The 19239-nt window shown below is 70.8% G+C and carries 19 protein-coding genes; 7 read left to right on the forward strand and 12 right to left on the reverse strand.

Translation table 11 applies throughout. The annotated features are described in order from the left end of the window. The first annotated feature begins 15 nt into the window (after positions 1-15). Complete coding sequence (locus OG494_RS31335) at positions 16-1356, forward strand: Rv3212 family protein (RefSeq protein ID WP_328444838.1); 1341 nt, start codon at positions 16-18, stop codon at positions 1354-1356. A gap of 8 nt (positions 1357-1364) precedes the next feature. Here the strand turns inward: OG494_RS31335 and OG494_RS31340 are convergent, their stop codons facing one another. The 7 genes from OG494_RS31340 to OG494_RS31370 all read right to left on the reverse strand — a co-directional run bounded on the left by OG494_RS31340 (position 1365) and on the right by OG494_RS31370 (position 7878). Then, on the reverse strand, positions 1365-1850 hold the full coding sequence (locus OG494_RS31340) for a hypothetical protein (RefSeq protein ID WP_328444840.1): 486 nt from the start codon (positions 1848-1850) through the stop codon (positions 1365-1367). A 12-nt stretch (positions 1851-1862) separates the two neighbouring features. Next, entirely contained in the window at positions 1863-2714 is an 852-nt protein-coding gene (locus tag OG494_RS31345) for a RecB family exonuclease (protein ID WP_328459079.1), read from the reverse strand. 162 nt (positions 2715-2876) lie between these two features. Further along, a complete protein-coding gene (locus OG494_RS31350) occupies positions 2877-5363 on the reverse strand; it encodes an alpha-L-rhamnosidase-related protein (RefSeq protein WP_328444841.1) in 2487 nt (828 codons plus the stop codon). 126 nt (positions 5364-5489) lie between these two features. Beyond that, on the reverse strand, positions 5490-6119 hold the full coding sequence (locus OG494_RS31355) for a MarC family protein (RefSeq protein WP_328444842.1): 630 nt from the start codon (positions 6117-6119) through the stop codon (positions 5490-5492). Position 6120: 1 nt separating this feature from the next. Beyond that, positions 6121-6984: a PHP domain-containing protein gene (locus OG494_RS31360; protein ID WP_442874300.1), complete on the reverse strand. Its 864-nt coding sequence runs from the start codon at positions 6982-6984 to the stop codon at positions 6121-6123. Between the two features lie 148 nt (positions 6985-7132). Continuing rightward, complete coding sequence (locus OG494_RS31365; RefSeq protein WP_247014507.1) at positions 7133-7693, reverse strand: PH domain-containing protein; 561 nt, start codon at positions 7691-7693, stop codon at positions 7133-7135. A gap of 20 nt (positions 7694-7713) precedes the next feature. Beyond that, positions 7714-7878, reverse strand: coding sequence for a hypothetical protein (locus OG494_RS31370; RefSeq protein ID WP_167379843.1), 165 nt, complete (start codon positions 7876-7878; stop codon positions 7714-7716). Between the two features lie 195 nt (positions 7879-8073). Between OG494_RS31370 and OG494_RS31375 the strand changes: the two genes are divergently transcribed. Then, entirely contained in the window at positions 8074-8487 is a 414-nt protein-coding gene (locus OG494_RS31375) for an NUDIX hydrolase (protein WP_328444854.1), read from the forward strand. Positions 8488-8618: 131 nt separating this feature from the next. On the opposite strand, the gene OG494_RS31380 is transcribed toward OG494_RS31375, so the two are convergent. Together OG494_RS31380 and OG494_RS31385 are read right to left on the reverse strand one after the other, a co-directional pair. Then, complete coding sequence (locus tag OG494_RS31380) at positions 8619-9725, reverse strand: DUF2332 domain-containing protein (protein WP_328444856.1); 1107 nt, start codon at positions 9723-9725, stop codon at positions 8619-8621. Between the two features lie 7 nt (positions 9726-9732). Further along, positions 9733-10236 (reverse strand): MaoC family dehydratase, encoded by a 504-nt coding sequence (locus tag OG494_RS31385; protein ID WP_328444858.1) that lies wholly within the window; start codon positions 10234-10236, stop codon positions 9733-9735. 332 nt (positions 10237-10568) lie between these two features. On the opposite strand from OG494_RS31385, the gene corA reads away from it, so the two are divergent. From corA to OG494_RS31400, 3 genes are all read left to right on the forward strand, one after another. Further along, on the forward strand, positions 10569-11657 hold the full coding sequence (corA, locus tag OG494_RS31390; protein WP_326946327.1) for a magnesium/cobalt transporter CorA: 1089 nt from the start codon (positions 10569-10571) through the stop codon (positions 11655-11657). Between the two features lie 180 nt (positions 11658-11837). After that, positions 11838-12488, forward strand: a complete 651-nt coding sequence (locus tag OG494_RS31395; RefSeq protein ID WP_328444862.1) for a metallophosphoesterase family protein — start codon at positions 11838-11840, stop codon at positions 12486-12488. Then, entirely contained in the window at positions 12485-13324 is an 840-nt protein-coding gene (locus OG494_RS31400) for a chromosome partitioning protein ParB (protein WP_328444864.1), read from the forward strand. Before OG494_RS31395 ends, OG494_RS31400 begins: the two co-directional genes overlap by 4 nt. Before the next feature lie 4 nt (positions 13325-13328). Here OG494_RS31400 and OG494_RS31405 read toward each other — a convergent pair whose 3' ends face one another. Continuing rightward, positions 13329-15143, reverse strand: coding sequence for a diguanylate cyclase domain-containing protein (locus OG494_RS31405; protein ID WP_328444866.1), 1815 nt, complete (start codon positions 15141-15143; stop codon positions 13329-13331). Between the two features lie 346 nt (positions 15144-15489). Further along, positions 15490-16989, reverse strand: a complete 1500-nt coding sequence (locus OG494_RS31410) for an MFS transporter (RefSeq protein ID WP_328444868.1) — start codon at positions 16987-16989, stop codon at positions 15490-15492. A gap of 117 nt (positions 16990-17106) precedes the next feature. On the opposite strand from OG494_RS31410, the gene OG494_RS31415 reads away from it, so the two are divergent. Beyond that, the gene (locus OG494_RS31415) at positions 17107-17772 is read left to right on the forward strand and encodes a TetR/AcrR family transcriptional regulator (protein ID WP_328444870.1); all 666 of its coding nucleotides are present in this window, start codon (positions 17107-17109) and stop codon (positions 17770-17772) included. Between the two features lie 95 nt (positions 17773-17867). Here OG494_RS31415 and OG494_RS31420 read toward each other — a convergent pair whose 3' ends face one another. Continuing rightward, on the reverse strand, positions 17868-18062 hold the full coding sequence (locus OG494_RS31420; protein ID WP_328444872.1) for a PspC domain-containing protein: 195 nt from the start codon (positions 18060-18062) through the stop codon (positions 17868-17870). A gap of 253 nt (positions 18063-18315) precedes the next feature. Here OG494_RS31420 and OG494_RS31425 point away from each other — a divergent pair, with 253 nt between their 5' ends. Beyond that, on the forward strand, positions 18316-19221 hold the full coding sequence (locus OG494_RS31425; protein ID WP_328444874.1) for a hypothetical protein: 906 nt from the start codon (positions 18316-18318) through the stop codon (positions 19219-19221). Positions 19222-19239 lie beyond the last annotated feature (18 nt).

Genomic DNA, 19239 nt, shown 5'->3' on the forward strand with positions numbered 1-19239 from the left:
GCGGGGAGCAGGTACGTGAGCGACGAGGACAAGGCTGCTGCTTCTTTGCCCGAAGAAGAGCCGGAGCAGCCTTCGGAAGCCGCTTTCGGCTCCGAAGACGTCCTCGACGACGTCGAACCTGCTCCGCCCGCGCCGCGGGTCAAAGCACGTCGTTCGCCTTGGAACCGCGGCCGGGACCGCGTGCTCGCCGCCGTGCTCGCGGTGGTCGTCGTCGCGGTCGCGCTGGTCATCAGCGCGACCAGCGACAGCGAAGGCACCGACCGGACCAAGGCCGACCCGCCACCGCCGCTGCCCGCGGCGCCGAACGCGGTGCCCGGCTCGATGGCCGAGATCTGGAGCGCCCGCAGCGGCGCGACGCCGATCCCGGTGGCCACCGGCGACTCCGTCGTCACGGCGGACGGCGGCGAGGTCGCCGCCCGCGACCCGCTGACCGGGCAGATCCGCTGGCACTACACGCGTGACCTGCCCTTGTGCACCCTCAACGAGACGTGGGGGCGGGTCAACGCCGTCTACCACAAGACCGAGAACTGCAGCGAGGTCACGCAGCTCGACCCGGGCACCGGCCGGATCACCGCCCAGCGCAACGGCAACGCCGAGCTGGGCACCCGGCTGGTCAGCGACGGCTCGCACGTGACCACCACCGGCAAGAAGCTCCTCGACACCTGGCGCGACGACCTGGTGCAGAGCGCCGAGTACGGCCAGGTCCCGGCGCTGGTCAACGCGGGCAAGCAGCCGCGCACCGGCTGCACGTACGGCACGGTCGCGGCGGCGTCGGGCAAGGTCGGCGTCATCGAGCGCTGCCCCGGCGACCCGGCGGACCGCCTGAGCGTCTACAAGGCGGCGCCGGAGAAGGACGACGAGCCCCAGATGGCGTTCAGCTCGGTGCTGGCCGGCAAGCGGGCGCGCGTGATCGCCATGTCAGGCGACCTGACGGCGGTGATCCTGCCGGACCAGAAGCTCCTGGTGATCTACAACGGCGACGGCTCCCAGCGCGCGGCGTACCCGCTGGACGTCCCGGCGGCCGACCTGGCCGCGGACCCGCAGGGCGGCGTCGAGCAGACGTCCCAGACCGCGGCGAACGTGTACTGGTTCAGCGGCTCGAAGGTGCTGGCGCTCTCGCGTGACGACTTGTCCCCGCGCTGGACGCTGGGCAGCGCGATGGGCCCGGGAGTGACGTTCGCGGGGCAGCTGGTGGTCCCGATCAAGGGCGGCCTGGCGGTGCTGAACGAGAACGACGGCTCCACGATCCGCACCGTGGGTGTCGACCGCCGCGGCTACGCGGGCCCGGTCCGCCTGGGCACGGCCGGCCCGGTCCTGCTGGAAGAACGCGGCGACACCCTCACCGCCTTGAAGTAACCGGTTCGTCAGGTGAGCCAGAAGAGGGTCAGCGCGGAGACCACGAACAGGACCACGGCGATCCCCGCACCGGCGGCGGGAAGGCCGTTGCGGCGGTCGGCGACCCGCTGGGCCAGCAACGCCAGCACCGCGGCGACGGGGTGACCGATCAGCAGCACCGGGCCGGGGCCGGGTGCGTCCGTGTACAGGCAGACTCCCGCGACCACCAGCACGCCGACGGCCAGGACCGTGAGGCCCGCGGCCAGTGAGCCGGTGAAGCCGCGCCACCAGCGGCCGCCCGGCTTCGCGGGTTTCGCGGGCTCGGCCGCGGCTTGCTCGACGGCCTCCGGCGAGGTGGCATCAGCCTCACCTTCCTCCGGCTCGTCGGCCTCGGCCGGCGCGTCAGGTGACGGCGCCGCCGGGTCCGCGATGACCGGGTGGGGCGTCGTTTTGTCGTCCGGCCGCGGGGTCGGCAGGGGGACCGTTGCCAGTTCCTCGGTGTCCGGTGAGGCCACTTTCTCTCCTGTTCAGGGCGCGAGCAGGTCCCAGGGCTGCGCCTGCTGGGCCGTGTCCTGGCCCGCCGCGCAGCTCGGCCTGAAGTCGCACCAGGCGCAGCGGCGGTCCGGGCGGGGTGGGAACAGCACGTCCTCGTCGCCGCCCGCGTTCAGGGTATCCGTGGCCAGCCTCAGGTCCCCGGCGGTCTCTTCGGCGCGTTGCAGGTGCCGGCGCAGGCTCTCGGGCGTGTGCTCGGCCGCCGCGATCGTGCCGCTCGGGAGGTGGTGCAGCTCGACCGTGGTGCACGGGGTGCGCAGCGTCCGCGCCGACGCCACCGCGTACAGCGCCAGCGCCTGCGACGCCCGCGCCTCGTACTCGTCCGGCGCGCGGCGGCCCGTTTTGTAGTCGACGACCACCAGCTCGCCGTCACGCTGGTCGATGCGGTCCGCGCGGCCTTCGATGATCATCGACGGCCGCTCCCCCGGCTCCGGGTTGACCGGCGCCGACACCCAGCGCTCGAGCCCGACCGGGTCGTGCGTGACGTCGTTGTCCTCGACGTACTCCGCCACCCAGCCCTTGGCGCGGGCCCGGTAACGCGCGGCCTGGTCGGCGTCCTCGAACCCCGCGTCCTTCCAGTACTCGGCGACGAGCGCGACGGCCTTCTGCGGCACGCGCTTGAGCACCGGCAGGTCGAACAGCGCCCGCAACGCGTTGTGCACCACCGCGCCGAGCGTGCTGTGCGCCCACGGCCCGGTGCGCTGCGGCGTCGGCCGCGTCAGGTACGACAGCTGGTACCGGCGCGGGCAGTCGTCGAAGGTCGACAGCCGCGCCGGTGACACCTTCGTCAGCCGGACCGGTTGCGCGACACCGAAATCGAAGCCCATCTGCTCCTTCACGGTTCCCCACGCTACGCACCACCACCGACACTTTCCGCGCCGGACCCGCACCGGCCGCCGCGCCCGCACCACCGCGCAAAGCCGTGAAGGCCTCCTTCCCGGCCATAAGAGCCGGTAAGGAGGCCTTCACGGCTTTTCCTACCGCACCACCTACCGGACCACCAGCACCGAGTGGGTGCCGCCGGTCGCGGCCACCGTCACCGTGCCGTTCACCGCGGCCGTCCGGACGACGTGGCCGTCCAGCAGCACCACGCGCCCGGCCGGCACCGCCAGCGAACCGGACGTCCCGCGCGGCGCCGTCACCGTCAGGGAGAACACCGAACCCTGCTGGCCCCACGAAGCCGACAACGCGCCCTTCGGCGTCGGCACCGCTCCACGCGCCCACGCGACCGTGCCCGGCTTCGGCGAAACCTGCCACGTCGCAAAGCCCGGTGACGTCGGCGAGACGCCCAGCAGCTCGTTCGTCAGCGCCGGGACGACGCCGGTGGACCAGCCGTGCGCCGCCGACGTGTAGCCCTGCTCGTAGTGCGAACCGCCGTCGCCGATGCCCTCCCAGTCCGTGATGCCCGGGTCGTGACTGGTCATCCAGCCGTACATCCGCTTGATCTGGTCGATCGCGGACGCCGCCTGCCCGGTCTGGAACCGCGCCACCAGCTCCGGGTACGAGGTGAACGCGTACACGCGCTTGGTGCCGTCCGAGACCAGCGTGTCGTTGTCCATGAACGGGTTCCCGTACGGCAGCGCCCCGGCCGCCAGCCGGGCCAAGGCGGTAGACGACTGCGCCGGCGACGCGATACCCGCGACGATCGCCTGGCTGTTGCCGTCCTGGCCGTGGCGCACCGCGCCCGTCGCCGAGTCGAGGTACGCCCCCGCCGCCGGGTCCCACAGGTACTGGTTCACCGCCGCCGCGACGCCGGAAGCGCGCGAAAGCCACCGATCGGCGTCGGCCGCGTGCCCGGTCGCCTTGGCGAGCCCGGCCGCGCCTTGGAGGGCCCGGACGTACAACGCGTTGTAGTACGTCACTTCGCCGGTGCGCGGGAGGAACGCGTAGTCGCCGTAACCGCCGGTGCCGTTGAGCCCCTTCGAGAGCAACCCGTGCGCGTCGGTGACCGACGGGTACCACGCGTCGAGCGTCTTCACGAGCTTCGCGTAGTACGACGACGCGTACCCGGTGTCGCCCGTGTAGAGCACGTAGTCCCAGCTCGCGGTGACCCACCAGAGCGGGTAGTCGAACAGCGGGAGCGTGTAGCCGTTGATCGACGCGGGCGGGATCCAGCCGTCCGCGCGCTGGTGGTCGGCCAGGTCGGCGAGCACGTTGCGCGCCGCCGTGCCGTCCTGGTGCGTCAGGTACTCGGTCAGCCCGGAGATCGCGACGTCGCCGACGTACGGGTCCCGGTCGCGCTTGGCGCCGTCGTGCAGCACGACCTTCCCGTCGAGCGACGGCGAGAACGCGCCGCGGGGGTCCACATCGGACGCCCGGAACGTGTCCATGCCCAGCTCGTTGGTGTAGGAAGCGTTGTACCAGTAGCGGTTCAGGGCGTCGTCGGACGACTCGAACCAGCCGCGGTAGGTGTCCGGCGTGCCGAGGAACGGCGTGAAGTCGAGCGAGACGCCGTTGATCCGCACCTCGCCGGACGCCTGCGTGAGCGGCGCGTCGGACGCGAGCGCGTCGAGGCTGATCCGCAGGTAGCGGAAGCCGCGCAGGCCGTCCGCGCACACCTGCGTGCCGCTCTGGCAGCCCATCGCGTCACGCCAGACGGTCGGCGTCGCGGGCACGGCGATCTGGTCGCTGCCCGGCCCGTTCGAGAAGTCCGAACGCGAGAAGTCGGAGCGTTCGCCCAGGTACTGCTGGGTTTCCGAGGTCGACACGCGGATGCCGGGGTGGTTCGCCGACGCGCCCGCGAACGAGATCTTCGGGTACCCCGAGACGACCTTGCCGAAGTCGAGCACCGCGACCGGCGTCGGCGGGTCGGCGACCAGGCCCGGCCAGACCTCGGTGACCCGGCTGAACTCGCCCGACGGCGTGGCCTGGTCCTTCGTCACGGTGATCCGGACCTGCGCGGTCGTCACCGCGCGGTCGAACGCCACCGCGCGCTGCACGTCGGTGTTGCCGGTGACCGTCGCCGCGGTGCGCCAGGCGCCGCCGTCCAGGACGTCGACCGTGAAGTCCTGCGGCACACCGTCCACACTGGACAGCACGGTGACGCCGGGGAGTGCGACCGCCGCGCCGGAGGTGATCGTCAGGACGTCCGGGTAGGCGCCGATCGTGTCGTCGTTCCAGAACGTGTCGGTATTACCGTCGACCGCGTTGCCGGGAGCGTAGGTCCGCGGCTGGCCGTTGCCGCCGTTGTTGGGCGCGTGGAACGACGACGCGGCCGCCGTCGTCCCGCCCGGCCAGGCCGGCTTCGGCGGGGGTGCCTGCCGTTTGAGCGTCGTGACGCCGCGGCCGAGCAGGCCGTTCGGGTTGGTGACGTCACCGGTGGTGGACAGCACGCGCACCGGCCGGACGTCCCGGCTCGTCGGTGCGACGACGTACTTCTGCCAGCCCGGCGCCGCCACGGCGGACGTGGCGGGCACCGCGGCGACGCCGCTCGCCACCAGGACCGTGACCGGCAGGACTGCTCTGAGCCACTTCATCGAGGCCTCCGCAAGGCGTTTGAATCGTTTCAACCGCTGAGCTGAGATTCAGGCTGCGCGAGGCGTGCCAACGATGTCAACGTACGGGCCGGATCCTGTCCGGCAGGACAACCCGAGTGGCGGGGGTCAGTTGCCGCCGGCGATGAAGCCGCGCACCGAGTTCGCGACGAGCTCGACGGCGATGGCCGCGAGGAGCAGACCGGCCACCTTGGCCAGCAGCGTGATGCCGCTTTCCTTGATCAGCCGGATGACGACGCCGGAGTAGCGCATGCAGATGTAGATGATGAAGTGCGTCATCACGATCGCCAGTGCCAGCGCGATGTACGCGCCGATGTGGCCGTCGGCCTGCCGGACGAACACGATGGTCGCGGCGATGGCGCCGGGCCCGGCCAGCAGCGGCGTACCGAGCGGCACGAGGGCGACGTTGACGTCTTCGGTGGCCGCTTCGGCCTCGTGGCCGTTGCCGGTCAGCAGCTGCAGCGCGATGAGCAGGAGCAGCAGGCCGCCCGCGCCCTGCAGGGCGGGGATGCCGATGCCGAGGTAGGCCAGGATCGCCTGGCCCGCGACGGCGAAGAGGCTGATCACGAGCAGTGACACCAGGACGGCTTGGCGGGCCGCGCGGGCGCGCGTCGCGAGCGGTTTGCGGCCGACGAGGCTCAGGAACACCGGCACCGTGCCGGGCGGGTCCATGATGACGACGAGGGTGATCGTCGCGCTCATGAAGAGCTTGGCGTCGAAGAAGTCGGCGATCGCCATCTCAGCCCTTCACGACCTGAAACCCGGTCGCGCGGGCCATGAGTTCCTCCAGCTGCCCGGGGTCGGTGGTGCATTCGCCGAGCGCGATGGTCTTGTTCGTGCCGTGGTAGTCGCTCGAGCCGGTGACCAGCAGGCCGAGCTCGCCGGCGAGCTCCCGCGTGCGGGCGCGCGTGGCCGGGTCGTGGTTCGGGTGGTCGGCCTCGACGCCGGTGAGCCCGTGCGCGGCGAGACCGGCGAAGGTCTCTTCACTGATCGTGGCGCCGCGGCTGAACGCGAAGGGGTGCGCGATGACCGTGACCCCGCCGGCCGCGGCGATCATGTCGATGGCTTCTTCGACCGGGGTGTCACGGCGGGCGACGTAGTAGCCGCGGCGGCTGTTCAGGTACTCGGCGAAGGCCTCGTCGACGCTCGTGACCAGCCCGGCGCGGACCAGTGCCTGCGCGAGGTGCGGGCGTCCGGCGGGCGAGTCCTCGGGCAGCAGGCCGAAGATCTCGTCGGCGTCGATGGGCAGGCCGTCGGCGGCCATCCGCTCGGCCATCTTGCGCAGCCGGGTGCGGCGTTCGATCCGCAGCCGGGTCTGCTCGGTGACGACGGCCTCGGCGGCCGGGTCGAACAGGTAGGCCAGCAGGTGGACGCTGATCTGGCGGCCCGTCTCAGGGTCGGTCGAGACGGTGGACAGCTCGGCGCCGGGCACGAGCGTCAGGCCCGGAGGCAGGGCCTCGGTGGCCGGGGCCCAGCCCGCCGTGGTGTCGTGGTCGGTGATCGCGACGACGTCGAGCCCGGCTCTCGCGGCCGCGGCGACGAGCCCGGCCGGCGTGTCGGTGCCGTCGGAAGCGGTGGAATGGGCGTGCAGGTCGATGCGCATCGGGTCCATTGTCGACGATGCGCTGGGTCACACCCGCGCCGGGATCAGGCTGGTTCCGGACCGGCCGCCGCGCCCCGCCCACAGGACGCCGATCAGCCCGAACTCGCGCGGCGGCCGACGGCCGGCAAGCCGCACCGCCCCGCGCGCGTCAGCCGACCGGCTTCTTGCCCCGGGCGGCCCGCTGGGCCTTGATCATCGAGAAGCGCTCGGCCTGCTTCTGCTTGTCGCCGAAGACCAGCTCGGAGATCGTGTCGTAGAACTCCTCCGGCCGCGGCAGGAAGTCGATCTTGTTGAGCGCCTGGATCTGGCCGGCGGACTCGACCACCATCGTGCCGTAGCCCATCATCCGGCCGGTGGCCGTGCGCACGTAGCTGAGGTCGGTGACCTTGCTGATGGGCATCATCAGCACCTTGGTCGTGAACACCCCGGTGGTCATGACGAACCGCTTGTCGGTGACCACCAGCCGTTCGACCCACCACTCCATCACCACGTAGGCGAACCGCAGCACCACGATCAGCGCCACGTACCAGAGGATGTTCTGGCCGATGTAAAGCGCCGGTGGCAGCAGGTAGGACACCAGGACGCAGATGGCGAGCAGAGCCGCCGCCTCGAAGGTGTCCCACAGCAGCACCGCCCAGTGGCGGCGGATCCGGATGACCCGCCGCTCGGTGTCGAGGAGGTACTCGTCGGGGTCGCGTGGCGCGAACATGGTTCGAGGGTAGCCCCCGATCAGCCCTTGAACACGTTGCTGACGAAGGTGATCACCGATTCGGCCGAGCTGCGCAGGAAGTCGACGATGTTTCCGACAAGGCCCGCGGCCTGACCGGGCTGGGCAATGACGAAGAACAGCACCAACGCGATACCGGCGAGGCCCGCAATCTTCTTCACGTTCACCGCGATCAAATCCCGTCTCTTACGGTGACACCGGACAACAGCGAAAAACTGACTTTTTACGTTGTACCGCACTGGAGGGGCGCGAGGGAGGAAAGTCCCGCGCTTGGGTCAGCACGCCGTCCGGAGTGTACCGTATGGCTACTCTCCGTGTACAGGACATCGGTTTTCAAGTCGGTCACGTCTACCCTTCGGGACATGACGGGCCTCACCGACACCACTGTCCGCTGCGTCGGCGGGATCGCGTACGACGACCAGGGCCGATTGCTGCTCATCCGGCGGGCCAACGACCCCGGTTCGGGCCAATGGTCTCTGCCAGGCGGACGAGTCGAGCCGGGCGAATCGGACGAAACGGCCGTGATCCGCGAGATGCGGGAGGAAACGGGCCTCGACGTGATTCCCGGCACACTGGTCGGCACCGTGACCCGCGGGCCGTACGAAATCCACGACTACGCCTGCCGCGTCGCGGGCGGCACGCTCACCGCGGGTGATGACGCCACGGACGCCCGCTGGGCCGATGCGGCAGACCTTTCGGACATGGACACGGCCGGCGCGCTCGTCGATCTCCTGTACGTGACGCTGCGCGACTGGAACGCCCTGCCACGCGCCTGAGCAAGACGGCGTTGGGGTCAAAAACCGCCGGTTCGATCTACGCCGGCGGCCAAGCCGGCGCGCCGGGCACGGATCTCCGCCCGCGCCGCCGTGGGGTGCCGGCGGCGCGGGGCACCGCTCGGTCCGTCGCCCTACGCCGGGAGCCAGGTCATCCGCTGCCCGTGGGGCGCGGTGCGGGCCAGCGCGTGGGCCACGGCCTCGCCCTCGTCCCACCGGACCACGCCCAGCGTCGCCAGGCCGTCCGCGCCCGCCAGCTCCGCGCGACCGGGCAGGACACCCTCCAGGGCGGCGCCGTAGAACTCCTCCGACACCCACCACAGGGGCCGGGAGGCCGCCAGCGCGGCCAGGGCGTCGACGAAGGCCGCCCGCCGCTCGGCCGTGAAGTACGCCAGGACGTGGCTCGTCAGGACCACCAGGGGCGTCTCGAGGGGCAGCGTCGCGGCCGCCGAGGACAGGTCGTCGACGCCGTCGCCCCGGATCAGCGGCGGGCGGTGCTTGGCCTGCTCGGCCGCCGCGGTGCGCAGCAGCCGGATGCGGTCGGGCTGGTCGGCCCAGACGCACGCCTCCAGCCAGGCCAGCTCGTCCTCGTCGGAGAGGTCGACCGGGGACCGGTCCAGTCCGGCCCGCGCCAGGACCGCGAGCTTCTTGGGCAGCTTGGGCGCCACCGCGCCCGGCGCCAGGTCGAGCGCGCAGTGGAGGCCGACCGCGGCCTTGGCCGGGCCCGCCGTCAGCTGCTCGCCGCCGTCGCACTGGTAGCGGTAGCCGAAGCGGTCGAGGCCGAGCAGCAGGCCGGCGCTGCAGCCGACCTCCAGCAGCGCGATCTTCCCGCCCGCTTCCTTCGCCGCCCGGGCCACGGCCGGGTACAGCAGCGCGGCACGGCGGACTTCATTCGTCTGGGTGTAGCGCGACGAGATGAGCGCCCGCGCCTTGTCCGCCCGCTCCAGCAGGAACGACCGGAACAGCGGCCACGTCTCGGAGTCGACGCCGTCGAAGCCGCCCAGCGACGGGTAGTACCGCGAGAGCGGGTGGATGGGGTCGGCCTGGACGAGCCGGTGCGCGGTCGCCATCAGCAGCGTCGCGTGCGCTTCGCCGTCGCGGGCGGCCGTCAGCAGCCCCGCGACGTCGTCGTCCTCGGCCGCCTGCGTCGCGAGGTGGTCGTACAACGGTGACACTCCGCGCGCTTCGACTTCCGCGAACGTGCGCAGTGTGTTCTTGACCCGGTCCAGTTCGATCGTCATCGGAGCCTCATTCGTGCGGGGTCGGCCGGCCCGGCTGCTCGCCGCCGCGGGCTTCCCCGTAGGAGCGCTTCGGCACCATGACCTTCCGCCGGAAGGTGCACACGATCAGGCCGTCCTGCTTGTAGCCGCGGGTCTCGACGTACACGACGCCGCGGTCGTCCTTCGACTTCGACGGCGTCTTGTCCAGCACCTCGGTCTCGCCGTAGATGGTGTCGCCGTGGAAGGTGGGTTTGACGTGCTTGAGGGACTCGACCTCGAGGTTCGCGATCGCCTTGCCCGAGACGTCCGGCACGGACATGCCCAGCAGCAGCGAATACACGTAGTTCCCGACGACGACGTTCTTGCCGAAGTCGGTCGTCTCGCCGGCGTAGTGCGCGTCGAGGTGCAGCGGGTGGTGGTTCATCGTGATCAGGCAGAACAGGTGGTCGTCGTACTCGGTGACCGTTTTGCCCGGCCAGTGCTTGTAGACCGCACCGACCTCGAACTCCTCGTAGTACCGCCCGAACTGCACTCGTCTCTCCTGTCCGCGTAACACCGCGTGAGCCTGGTACGACACGCATCCGTAGTGAGGAGTACCCTCAACCATTGGTGTTCGCTCGTCAACGCGAGCCCCACCACTCTCCACGTCACACGACCGCGCCTGGCCCGAAGGAGGTGAGGAACCCCGATGAGTAGTGGCGATAGTCCGCTCCCTAGTAGTCCCAGCGTTCCCACCACACCGGCCGGCCGGCTCATTTCCTGGTAGGTCTTCCGCGGCTTCGGGAGCGCTGGTGTTGCCGGGCGGACCCCGTTCCGCCTGGTCCGTCGTCCTCGCACGACCACGCACGACGCCCAGGAGACCTCATGCCTGCCATTCCTTCGCTCGGCGGCCTTCGCGGCCGCGGCAACAGCCGGGCCAAAGGCGTCCCCGTCCGGCCGATCCCGGTGCCGCTGTCGGCGTACGTCGTGGACTGCGCGGTGTACGTCGGCGGCAAGCGCGTACCCGGCCGCTGGACGCACATCGAGGCGATCAAAGAGGTCCGCAAGCGCCACGAGGGGTTCGTCTGGATCGGGCTGCACGAGCCCGACGCCGACCAGATCCAGGGCATCGCGGAGACGTTCGGGCTGCACGAGCTGGCCGTCGAGGACGCGCTCGAAGCGCACCAGCGGCCCAAGCTGGAGCGCTACGACGACACGCTGTTCCTCGTGGTCAAGACCGTCCGGTACGTCGAGCACGAGTCGCCGACGACGGCCAACGAGATCGTCGAGACCGGCGAGCTGATGGTGTTCCTCGGCCGCGACTTCGTGATCACCGTCCGGCACGGCAACCACTCCGGGCTGGCCCGGCTGCGCCGTGAGCTGGACGACGACCCCGAGCGGCTGCAGCTCGGGCCGGCCGCGGTCGTGCACGCGATCGCCGACCACGTCGTCGACCACTACCTCGACGTCACGGGCCGGATCGAGAACGACATCGACGTGATGGAGGCGCAGGTCTTCGCGCCGCGCTCGCTGGTCAGCGCCGAGCAGATCTACCTGATGAAGCGGGAGGTCCTGGAGCTGCGCCGGGCGGTGATGCCGCTGGCGACGCCGGTCCAGCGGCTGGCCGAGGGCTACACGCGGCTGGTGCCGGACGAGGTCCGCTCCTACTTCCGCGACGTCGCCGACCACCTCACGACCGTGTCCGAGCGCGTCGCGGCGTTCGACGAGCTGCTGTCCACCCTGGTCGACGCGACGGTCGCGAAGATCTCGCTGCAGCAGAACACCGACATGCGCAAGATCACGTCGTGGGCGGCGATCATCACCGTGCCGACGATGATCGCCGGCATCTACGGGATGAACTTCGACTACCTGCCCGAACTGCACTGGAAGTTCGGGTACCCGCTGGTGATCACCGTGATCCTGGCGATCTGCCTGTTGCTGTACCGAATATTCCGGAAGAACGGCTGGCTCTAGGTCCCCTCTTTCTTTCTCGCCGGAATCGGAGAACACGTGATGCCTCGCATGCTGTCCAACCTCAAGGCCTGGGCGCTCGCGCTCAGCCTCCTCTGGATCTTCGTCATCACCTTCGTCATCGTCGCCGACCCCGGGTTCGCGCACGGCATGAAGTAGCGCCCGGCGTCGTACCCTGGGGGCGTGCCGAAAGCGCTGGTGGTCGCGGACGAGGTGGACGAGCGGTTGTGGACCGACGCGGTCCGCACCCGCCCCGTCGACCTCGTCATCGGCGCCGGCGACCTGCCCTACGACTACCTGGCCTTCCTGGCCAGCGCCCTGGACGCGCCGTGCGTGTTCGTGCCGGGCAACCACGACCCGGACCTGACCGGCTACACGCGGTACGGCGGACTGTCCATGAAGGACGGTTTCCCGACGGTCTGGCCGGGCCCGGCGGGCGGCGTCAACGCCGACGGCCGGGTCGTCGACATCGCCGGGATCCGGATCGCCGGGCTCGGCGGGTCGATCCGCTACAACGACGGCCCGAACCAGTGGACGCAGCGCCAGCAGGCGCGCCGGGCCCGGCGCCTGGTGCGCACCGCCCGGCTGCGGCGGTGGCGCGACGGCCGCGACGTCGACATCCTGCTGACGCACTCGCCGCCGCTGGACCTCGGCGACCGCGAAGACCCGCCGCACCGCGGGTTTTCCTGCCTGCACGCGGTGATCGACCGCTTGCGCCCGAAGTGGCTGCTGCACGGCCACATCCACCCCCACGGCGAGCCGGTGCCCGACCGGATCGTCGGCGACACGCGGATCCGCAACGTGGTGGGCCACCGGATCATGGAGTTATCGTGAAGGAAACGGGATTCCCGCGCGCGGACGCCGAAAACGACTTCCTCCGCGCCCGGCGCCAGCAGGTGCTTTCGCGGCTCTCGACGTGGCTGCGCCGCGAGCCCGACGACGTCAACATCATGCTGCCGTTCCACGAAGTGGTGGAGGCGCTCGGCTATCTCGGCGAAAAGCGGATCGGCCTGCGGGTGATCAAACTGGACTCGATCGCCGGCACGGTCGACCGCAGCCGCGACTTCGACCGCCGCTTCCGCCCGACGTCCGGCCGCGTCCGCGAGCGCTGGGAAAGACTGGCCCTGGCCGCCCGCCGCGGCGAAGACATCCCGCCGATCGAGGTCTACCGCGTCGGCGAGCTGCACTTCATCATCGACGGCCACCACCGGGTCTCGGTCGCCCACGCGCAGGGACTGTCCACAATAGAGGCATTTGTGACGGTGGTCCGCACCAAACTGGACCCGAGCGGCATCCGCCACCGCGGCGACCTGATCGTCAAGGACTACCGGAGGCTGTTCCTGGAGCGCGTCCCGCTGACCGGCCACGCGAGGGCGTCGGTGATCGTGTCGGACCCGTGGGACTACGCGAAGCTGGGCGAGCACGTGGAGGCGTGGGGGTTCCGGCTGATGCAGGACGAGGGCAAGTTCTGCGACCGGGCGAGCGTGGCCCAGCGCTGGTTCTCGGAGGAGTTCGTCCCGGTGGTGGGCATGCTGCGGCAGGCGGGGATGCTCGGCGACCGCACGGACGCCGAGGCGTACATGTGGGTGGCGGCGGAGCGGTACCGGCTGATCCGCACCCACCGGTGGGACGACGAGGTCATCGAGCAACTGCGCACCAAGCGAAGCTAGCGGCTCAGCCCGAGCCCATCGGGAAGGTGCGGCCCACCCAGGTCTCCGCCTCCGAGCTGGTCTGGTATTCCGGCTGATAACTCCCGGACGCCACCACCACGCCCAGCCCGTACAGCAACTCCGCCTGCGTCTGGGACACCACCCCGTACGCGCCGACCTTCACGCCCATCTCCTCCGCGCGCTCCACCAGCTGGCGCACGTTCCGGCGCGCCCACGCCGGGGCGTCGTCGGCCGCCAGGACGTCGACGATCGGGCCTCGCAGCATCACCCCCGGCGCCGGGATCGCCTGGGCCGGGATCAGTTCCAGTTCCGGCAGGCCCGTGATGTTCAGGACGAACAGCACTCCCAGGCGGGCCAGGTGGCCGAGCGATTCGATCAGGTCGCCGCGGTCGTCGATCAGGGATTCCGCGTCCGCGCACAGCATCAGGTGCCGGGGTTCCAGGCCCGCCCGGTCCAGCTCCGCGCGGACCATGGCGACCAGGTCCGCGTCGATGGCCATGCGGCGCGGGAGCGTCAGGCACACCATCGGGGCACCGTCGCCGAACCTCGACTGCCAGCTCGCCTTCGTCTCCAGGGCCTTCGCCAGCAGGTGCTTGCCGAGCGGGACCGTCATGCCGGTCGTCTCCGCCAGCGGGTAGAACTCCTCCGCCCGCAGGCGTCCGCGCGTCGGGTGGTTCCACAGCAGGGCCGCGTTCAGCGACGTCACGATCCGGGCGTCCGGCAGCACCACGTGCGGCTGGTAGACCACCGTGATCTCGCCGAGCTCCAGCGCTCCGGCGATGGCGGCCGCGAGCCGGTAGCGGTCGCGGTCGGCCTGGCACGCGCCCGCGTCGAACAGCACCCACTGCGCCTTGCCGAGCTCCTTCGCCCGGTGCAGTGCCACCTCCGCCGAACGGATCAGCTCCCCGTGCACCGCGCCCGGCACCTCCGCGACGACGATGCCCGCGCTGGCGCTCACGCCGACCCCGACACCGTCCGCGTACACCGGTTTGGCCAGTTCGCCGATCGCCTGCTCGACCAGTTTCACCACCGACGCCGGCTCGAGATCACCGCGCAGTGCCACCGCGAAGCCGTCGCCGAAGAGACGTGCGACAAAACCCTTGCTGGGCGCGAAAACCGTGCGCAACGTGCCGGCGACGCCGCGCAGGACCTGGTCGGCGACCTCGGTGCCGAGGCCGTCGTTGACGACCTTGAAGCCGTCGATGTCGAGGTACACCAACCCGATCCGCCCCTGGTCGCGGTCGGCGAGCAGCGCTTCGAGCTTGGAGCGGAAGTGCGCGTTGTTGGGCAAGCCCGTCAGCGGGTCGTGCAGGCTCTGGTGCTGGATGGTCTCCTGCAGCTGCCGCAGGTCGTGCGTGTCCTCGAACATCAGGATCGGGTACCGGCCGCGGTCGCCGGGCAGCGTCCGGACCGTCAGCCGGACGACGCGGGAGGTCTCGGGCCGGGAGCGGATCGCGAGCCGGTCCAGGACCCGGTCGCCGGACTCCAAAGCCGTGCGCAACGCCGACCTGTCCCGCATGGTCGCGCCGAGGTCTTCGGCGCGCGTGCCGAGGAACTCGTCCTCCCCGCCGGCCCGCGTCAGCCGCAGGAAAGCCGGGTTCGCCGCGCCGATAACCCCTGCGGGGTCTACAAGAACGACACCGGACGGGCATTGTTCGTAGAACGCGGCGAACCGCGCTTCGGCACCCCGCGAGGCCTGCACCTCACGCGCGAACTCGACGATCAGCGACTCCCGGTCGGCGGCTCCGGCCCCCGCCAGCGCGACGTCCAGCCGCCGGGCGGCGGCCACGAGATCCGGCGCCACCTCAGGCTCCCGCAAGGTTCACCTCTTCGCGCTCGATCGGGTTTTCCACCGCACCACGCGAACACTTCGGTGTCTACCACCCGATCGGGTGCCCCGGTCCAAAGTGGATCTTCAGCCGGGACCTGGAGTGAGCGCCGACCCCCTGACCTGTACGGCGTTCAACGTCGGGGCCGGCCGCTGAACCGGGACCCGGACGTCCTTCTGCACGCAGCTCACCTGGTTCGGATCACCGCCGCCGCAGTTCGGCATCGCCGTGAGCGCGGACCGGACTTCGAGGTCTTCCGACGCCCACACCCGGCCCTCCTGCGCACGTTCTCACCCCTACTGGTGCGCGGGAGGGCCGGGAAGGTCCAAGCGGGCTCTACATGTGGACGACGCCCGGCGCCGCCTCACCCTTCGGGGCGCCCGAGCGCAGCAGCAGGCCGCTGAGCACCGCGCCGGCCGCGAAGATGAAGCCGGCCCAGGTGAACGCCGTCGTGTAGCTCTCGATCGAGGCTTCGGCCACCAGCTGCGGCGTCGGCACCTTGTCCGCGAGGTACGACGTCGCCGCGTTGCCCGCGAGGGTGCTGAGCAGCGCCGTGCCGATGGAGCCGCCGACCTGCTGCATCGTGTTGACCGCCGCCGACGCCACCCCGGCGTCGTGCGCCTCGACGCCGAACGTCGCGACGCTCATCGCCGGCGCCATCGCCAGGCCGATGCCGAAGCCCATCACCAGCAGCGGGCCGAGGACCCCGCTGGCGTACGTGCTTTCGAGGTCGATGCGGCTGAGCCAGAACAGCCCGACCGCGGCGATCGCCATGCCCGTGGGCACCAGCGGCCGCGGGCCGAAGCGCGGCAGCAGCACGGCCGTCGCCGTCGTGGCGGCCAGCATCAGCGTCGCCACCATCGGCAGGAAGCCGACACCGCTCTGGATCGGCGTGAACTTCAGGTTCTGCTGCACGTAGAACGTCAGGAACAGGAAGATCGCGAACATGCCGATGGCGAGCAGGAACATCGCCAGGTACGAGCCGCCGCGGTTGCGGTCGAGCAGCACGCGCAGCGGCAGCAGCGGGTGCGAGACGCGCTGCTGCAGCCACACGAAGACACCCAGCAGCACCACGCCCGCGGTGAGGAAGCCCCACACCGAGACCGAGGACCACGAGTCGGACTCCGCGTTCGCGAAGCCGAAGACGAGCGCGAAGAGACCGGCCGACGCGGTGACCGTGCCGGGCAGGTCGAGCTTCGGGCGCGGGCCGTCGTCACGCTGGTTGCGCAGCAGGATCGAGCTGCCCACGAACGCGAGCACGGCGAAGATGATGTTGACGAACATGCACCAGCGCCAGTCGAGGTACTCGGTCAGCACGCCGCCGAGCAGCAGGCCGACGGCCGCGCCGCCACCGCCGATGGCCCCGAACACGCCGAACGCGCGGCCGCGCTCCTTGGGGTCGGTGAACGTCGTGGTCAGCAGCGAAAGCGCGGCCGGCGCGAGCAGCGCGCCGAACACACCCTGTGCCGCCCGCGCGATCAGCAGCATCTCGATGTTGCTCGCCGCTCCCCCGAGCGCGGACACCACGGCGAAGCCGGCCAGGCCGACGAGGAGGGTGTTCTTGCGGCCGAAGAGGTCCGCGAGCCTCCCGCCGAGCAGCAGCAGGCTGCCGAACGCGAGCGCGTACGCGGTGACGACCCACTGCCGCGCGTCGTTGGAAAAGCCCAGGTCGAGCTGGGCCGAGGGCAGCGCGATGTTCACGACGGTCGCGTCGAGGACGACCATCAGCTGCGCCAGGCCGATCATCACCAGGATCAGCCACCGTCTGGCGTGGTGGGGGTTCTCGGCGGCGCGCGCGTCCCCCGACGGCGCGACGACGAGCGTGGACTCGGTCATGGGTGTCCTCACTGAAAGTGATCAGGAAGCTATGTGGAGTAGGTATCTCCCCTTACGTGGCCCAAGGTACACAAGAACCGGAGAAGGTGCCTCTACTTCATTGGTAAGATGGGACGCATGACACGGGACGCGAGTCCCGCCGCACCGGCGCGGCCGCTGCGGCGTGACGCCGAATTGAACCGCCGCCGCATCCTCCAGGCCGCCCGCGAGGTGTTCGGCCGGCGCGGCCTCGAAGCCACGCTGGACGACATCGCGCACCACGCCGGCCTCGGCGTCGGCACCGTCTACCGGCGCTTCCCCAGCAAGGAACACCTGGTCGAGGCGATGTTCGCCGAGCGCATGGAGGAAATCGGCGACCTCGCGGCGGACGCGCTGAAGGCCGAAGACGCGTGGGCGGCGTTCGTCAGCTTCACGTGGAAAGCGGCCGAGCTGCATTCGACCGACCGCGGGCTGCGCGAGATCATGCTGTCCAACAAGTTCGGCCACGAGCACGTCGCGGACGCGAAAGCGCGCATGGTGCCGTTGATCACACAGCTCGTCGAACGCGCTCAGGCGGCGGGTGGCCTGCGGTCCGACTTCGCCCCGACGGACATCCCCCTGCTGCACATGATGGTCGGCTCGGTCGTCGAGTTCACGTGCGCGGTGGACCCGTCGCTGTGGCGGCGCTGCCTCGGCATGCTGCTGGACGGCCTGCGCGCCGAACCCGGCAAAGCGACGGAGCTGCCGCACCCGCCGCTGGACGAGCGGGAGATCGACGAAGCCATGTGTTCCTGGCGCCCCTGACCGGAAACCGCGGCCGCAACGACGAAAACCAGGCGGTGGCCGACGTCTCCGCCCGCGCTTCCGCCTGGTCCGCCCCGATCACCCGGCCCTCCCGGTCACTCGGACGGGATGACCGCCCACATGATGATGTAGGCCACGAACTGCGGCCCGGGCAGCAGGCAGGACAGCACGGCCAGCAGCCGCACGGTGTTGGGCTTCATGCCGAACCGCTGCGCGAGACCGGCGCAGACGCCGCCGATCATGCGGCCGTGGTGCGGGCGGCTCAGCCGTCGAGTGACCGGTGCGCTCATCGTCTTTCCCTTTCCTCGGACTTCCTCGTGACTCCACTTCACCACCGCGGCACCCGGTTCCGCATCGCTCGCGGGAAGGATCGCTCCCTTAGGGGACGACCGAAAGCGAAAATCATTCGGAGAACCCGGAAACCGCCGTGCGCGGGCCGGAAAACGGAGGACCTGCGCGTTTGTCGCTCGCGATGCGGAAAATAGTGAGAGATGTCCCCGTCAGGGGTGGCTTTTCGGCCGGATGTGGTGATACTTGCACCCCGTGTACCCGCGTGTGAAGTCTTTGGTCGTCGCGATGGTCTGTGCCCTGCTCTCGGCGGGCTGCGCCACCACGCAAGCCACCCCCGACCCGGCCGACGAGTCGGGGCCGACGCCGCTCACCGCGTCCGCCGCGCTCGGCAGCTTCGGCACCATCGACTACTGCAGCATGCTCGACGTGCCCAAGGTCGCGGCCGGCGCCGTCGCCGTCCCGACGTTCGAGAACTGCCAGGCCGACCTCGGCTGGCGCACGATCCTCGTCGGGCCGCTCGCCTTCGACTCCGACCCGAACATCAAGCCCTACGACTACGCCGGGCCGGTGCCCGACGGTGTCTCGGTGCAGCAGTCGATGTTCAACGACCACACCGCGTGCACCCGCGCGATCATCTTCGCCGACGGGAACCGGCTGGACGTGTCGGTCACCGACAGCGGCCCCGCCGACCAGGCCGGCCGCTGCGAGACCGCGGACGCCACCGTCGGCTCGGTGCTCGCCGCGATCACCGCCGGCAAGGTCACGCGCTTGACGTTCCCCGAGCGCTCGTGGGGCGCGGTCGCACCCTGCGTGCTGCTCGACAACCACGACCTCGACGTCCCCGCCGGGCCCGGCAGCAAGCCGGCCGCCGGGTTGTCCGGGCACAGCTGCATCCGCGGCAACGTCGGCTTCAAGCTCACGGTGGACACGGCGGGCACGAACGGCCCGGTCGAGACGCTCGGCGGCCGCGAGGCCCGGATCCGGGTCGCAGGCGCGTTCTGCATGGTCGACAGCACCCAGCCCGCCCCGGGCCTGCCCGGGCGGCGCGAGCTGGCGGAGATCAGCGTGGTCGACACGGCGGGCACGGCCGGTGACGCCACCTGCGCCCAGGCCCGCACCGCGGCGACGTCGATCCTGTCGCGGCTGCCCAAGGCCTGAAAGCCGTGAAGGCCTCCT

Source organism: Amycolatopsis sp. NBC_00438 (genome assembly GCF_036026695.1).
Classification (GTDB): domain Bacteria; phylum Actinomycetota; class Actinomycetes; order Mycobacteriales; family Pseudonocardiaceae; genus Amycolatopsis.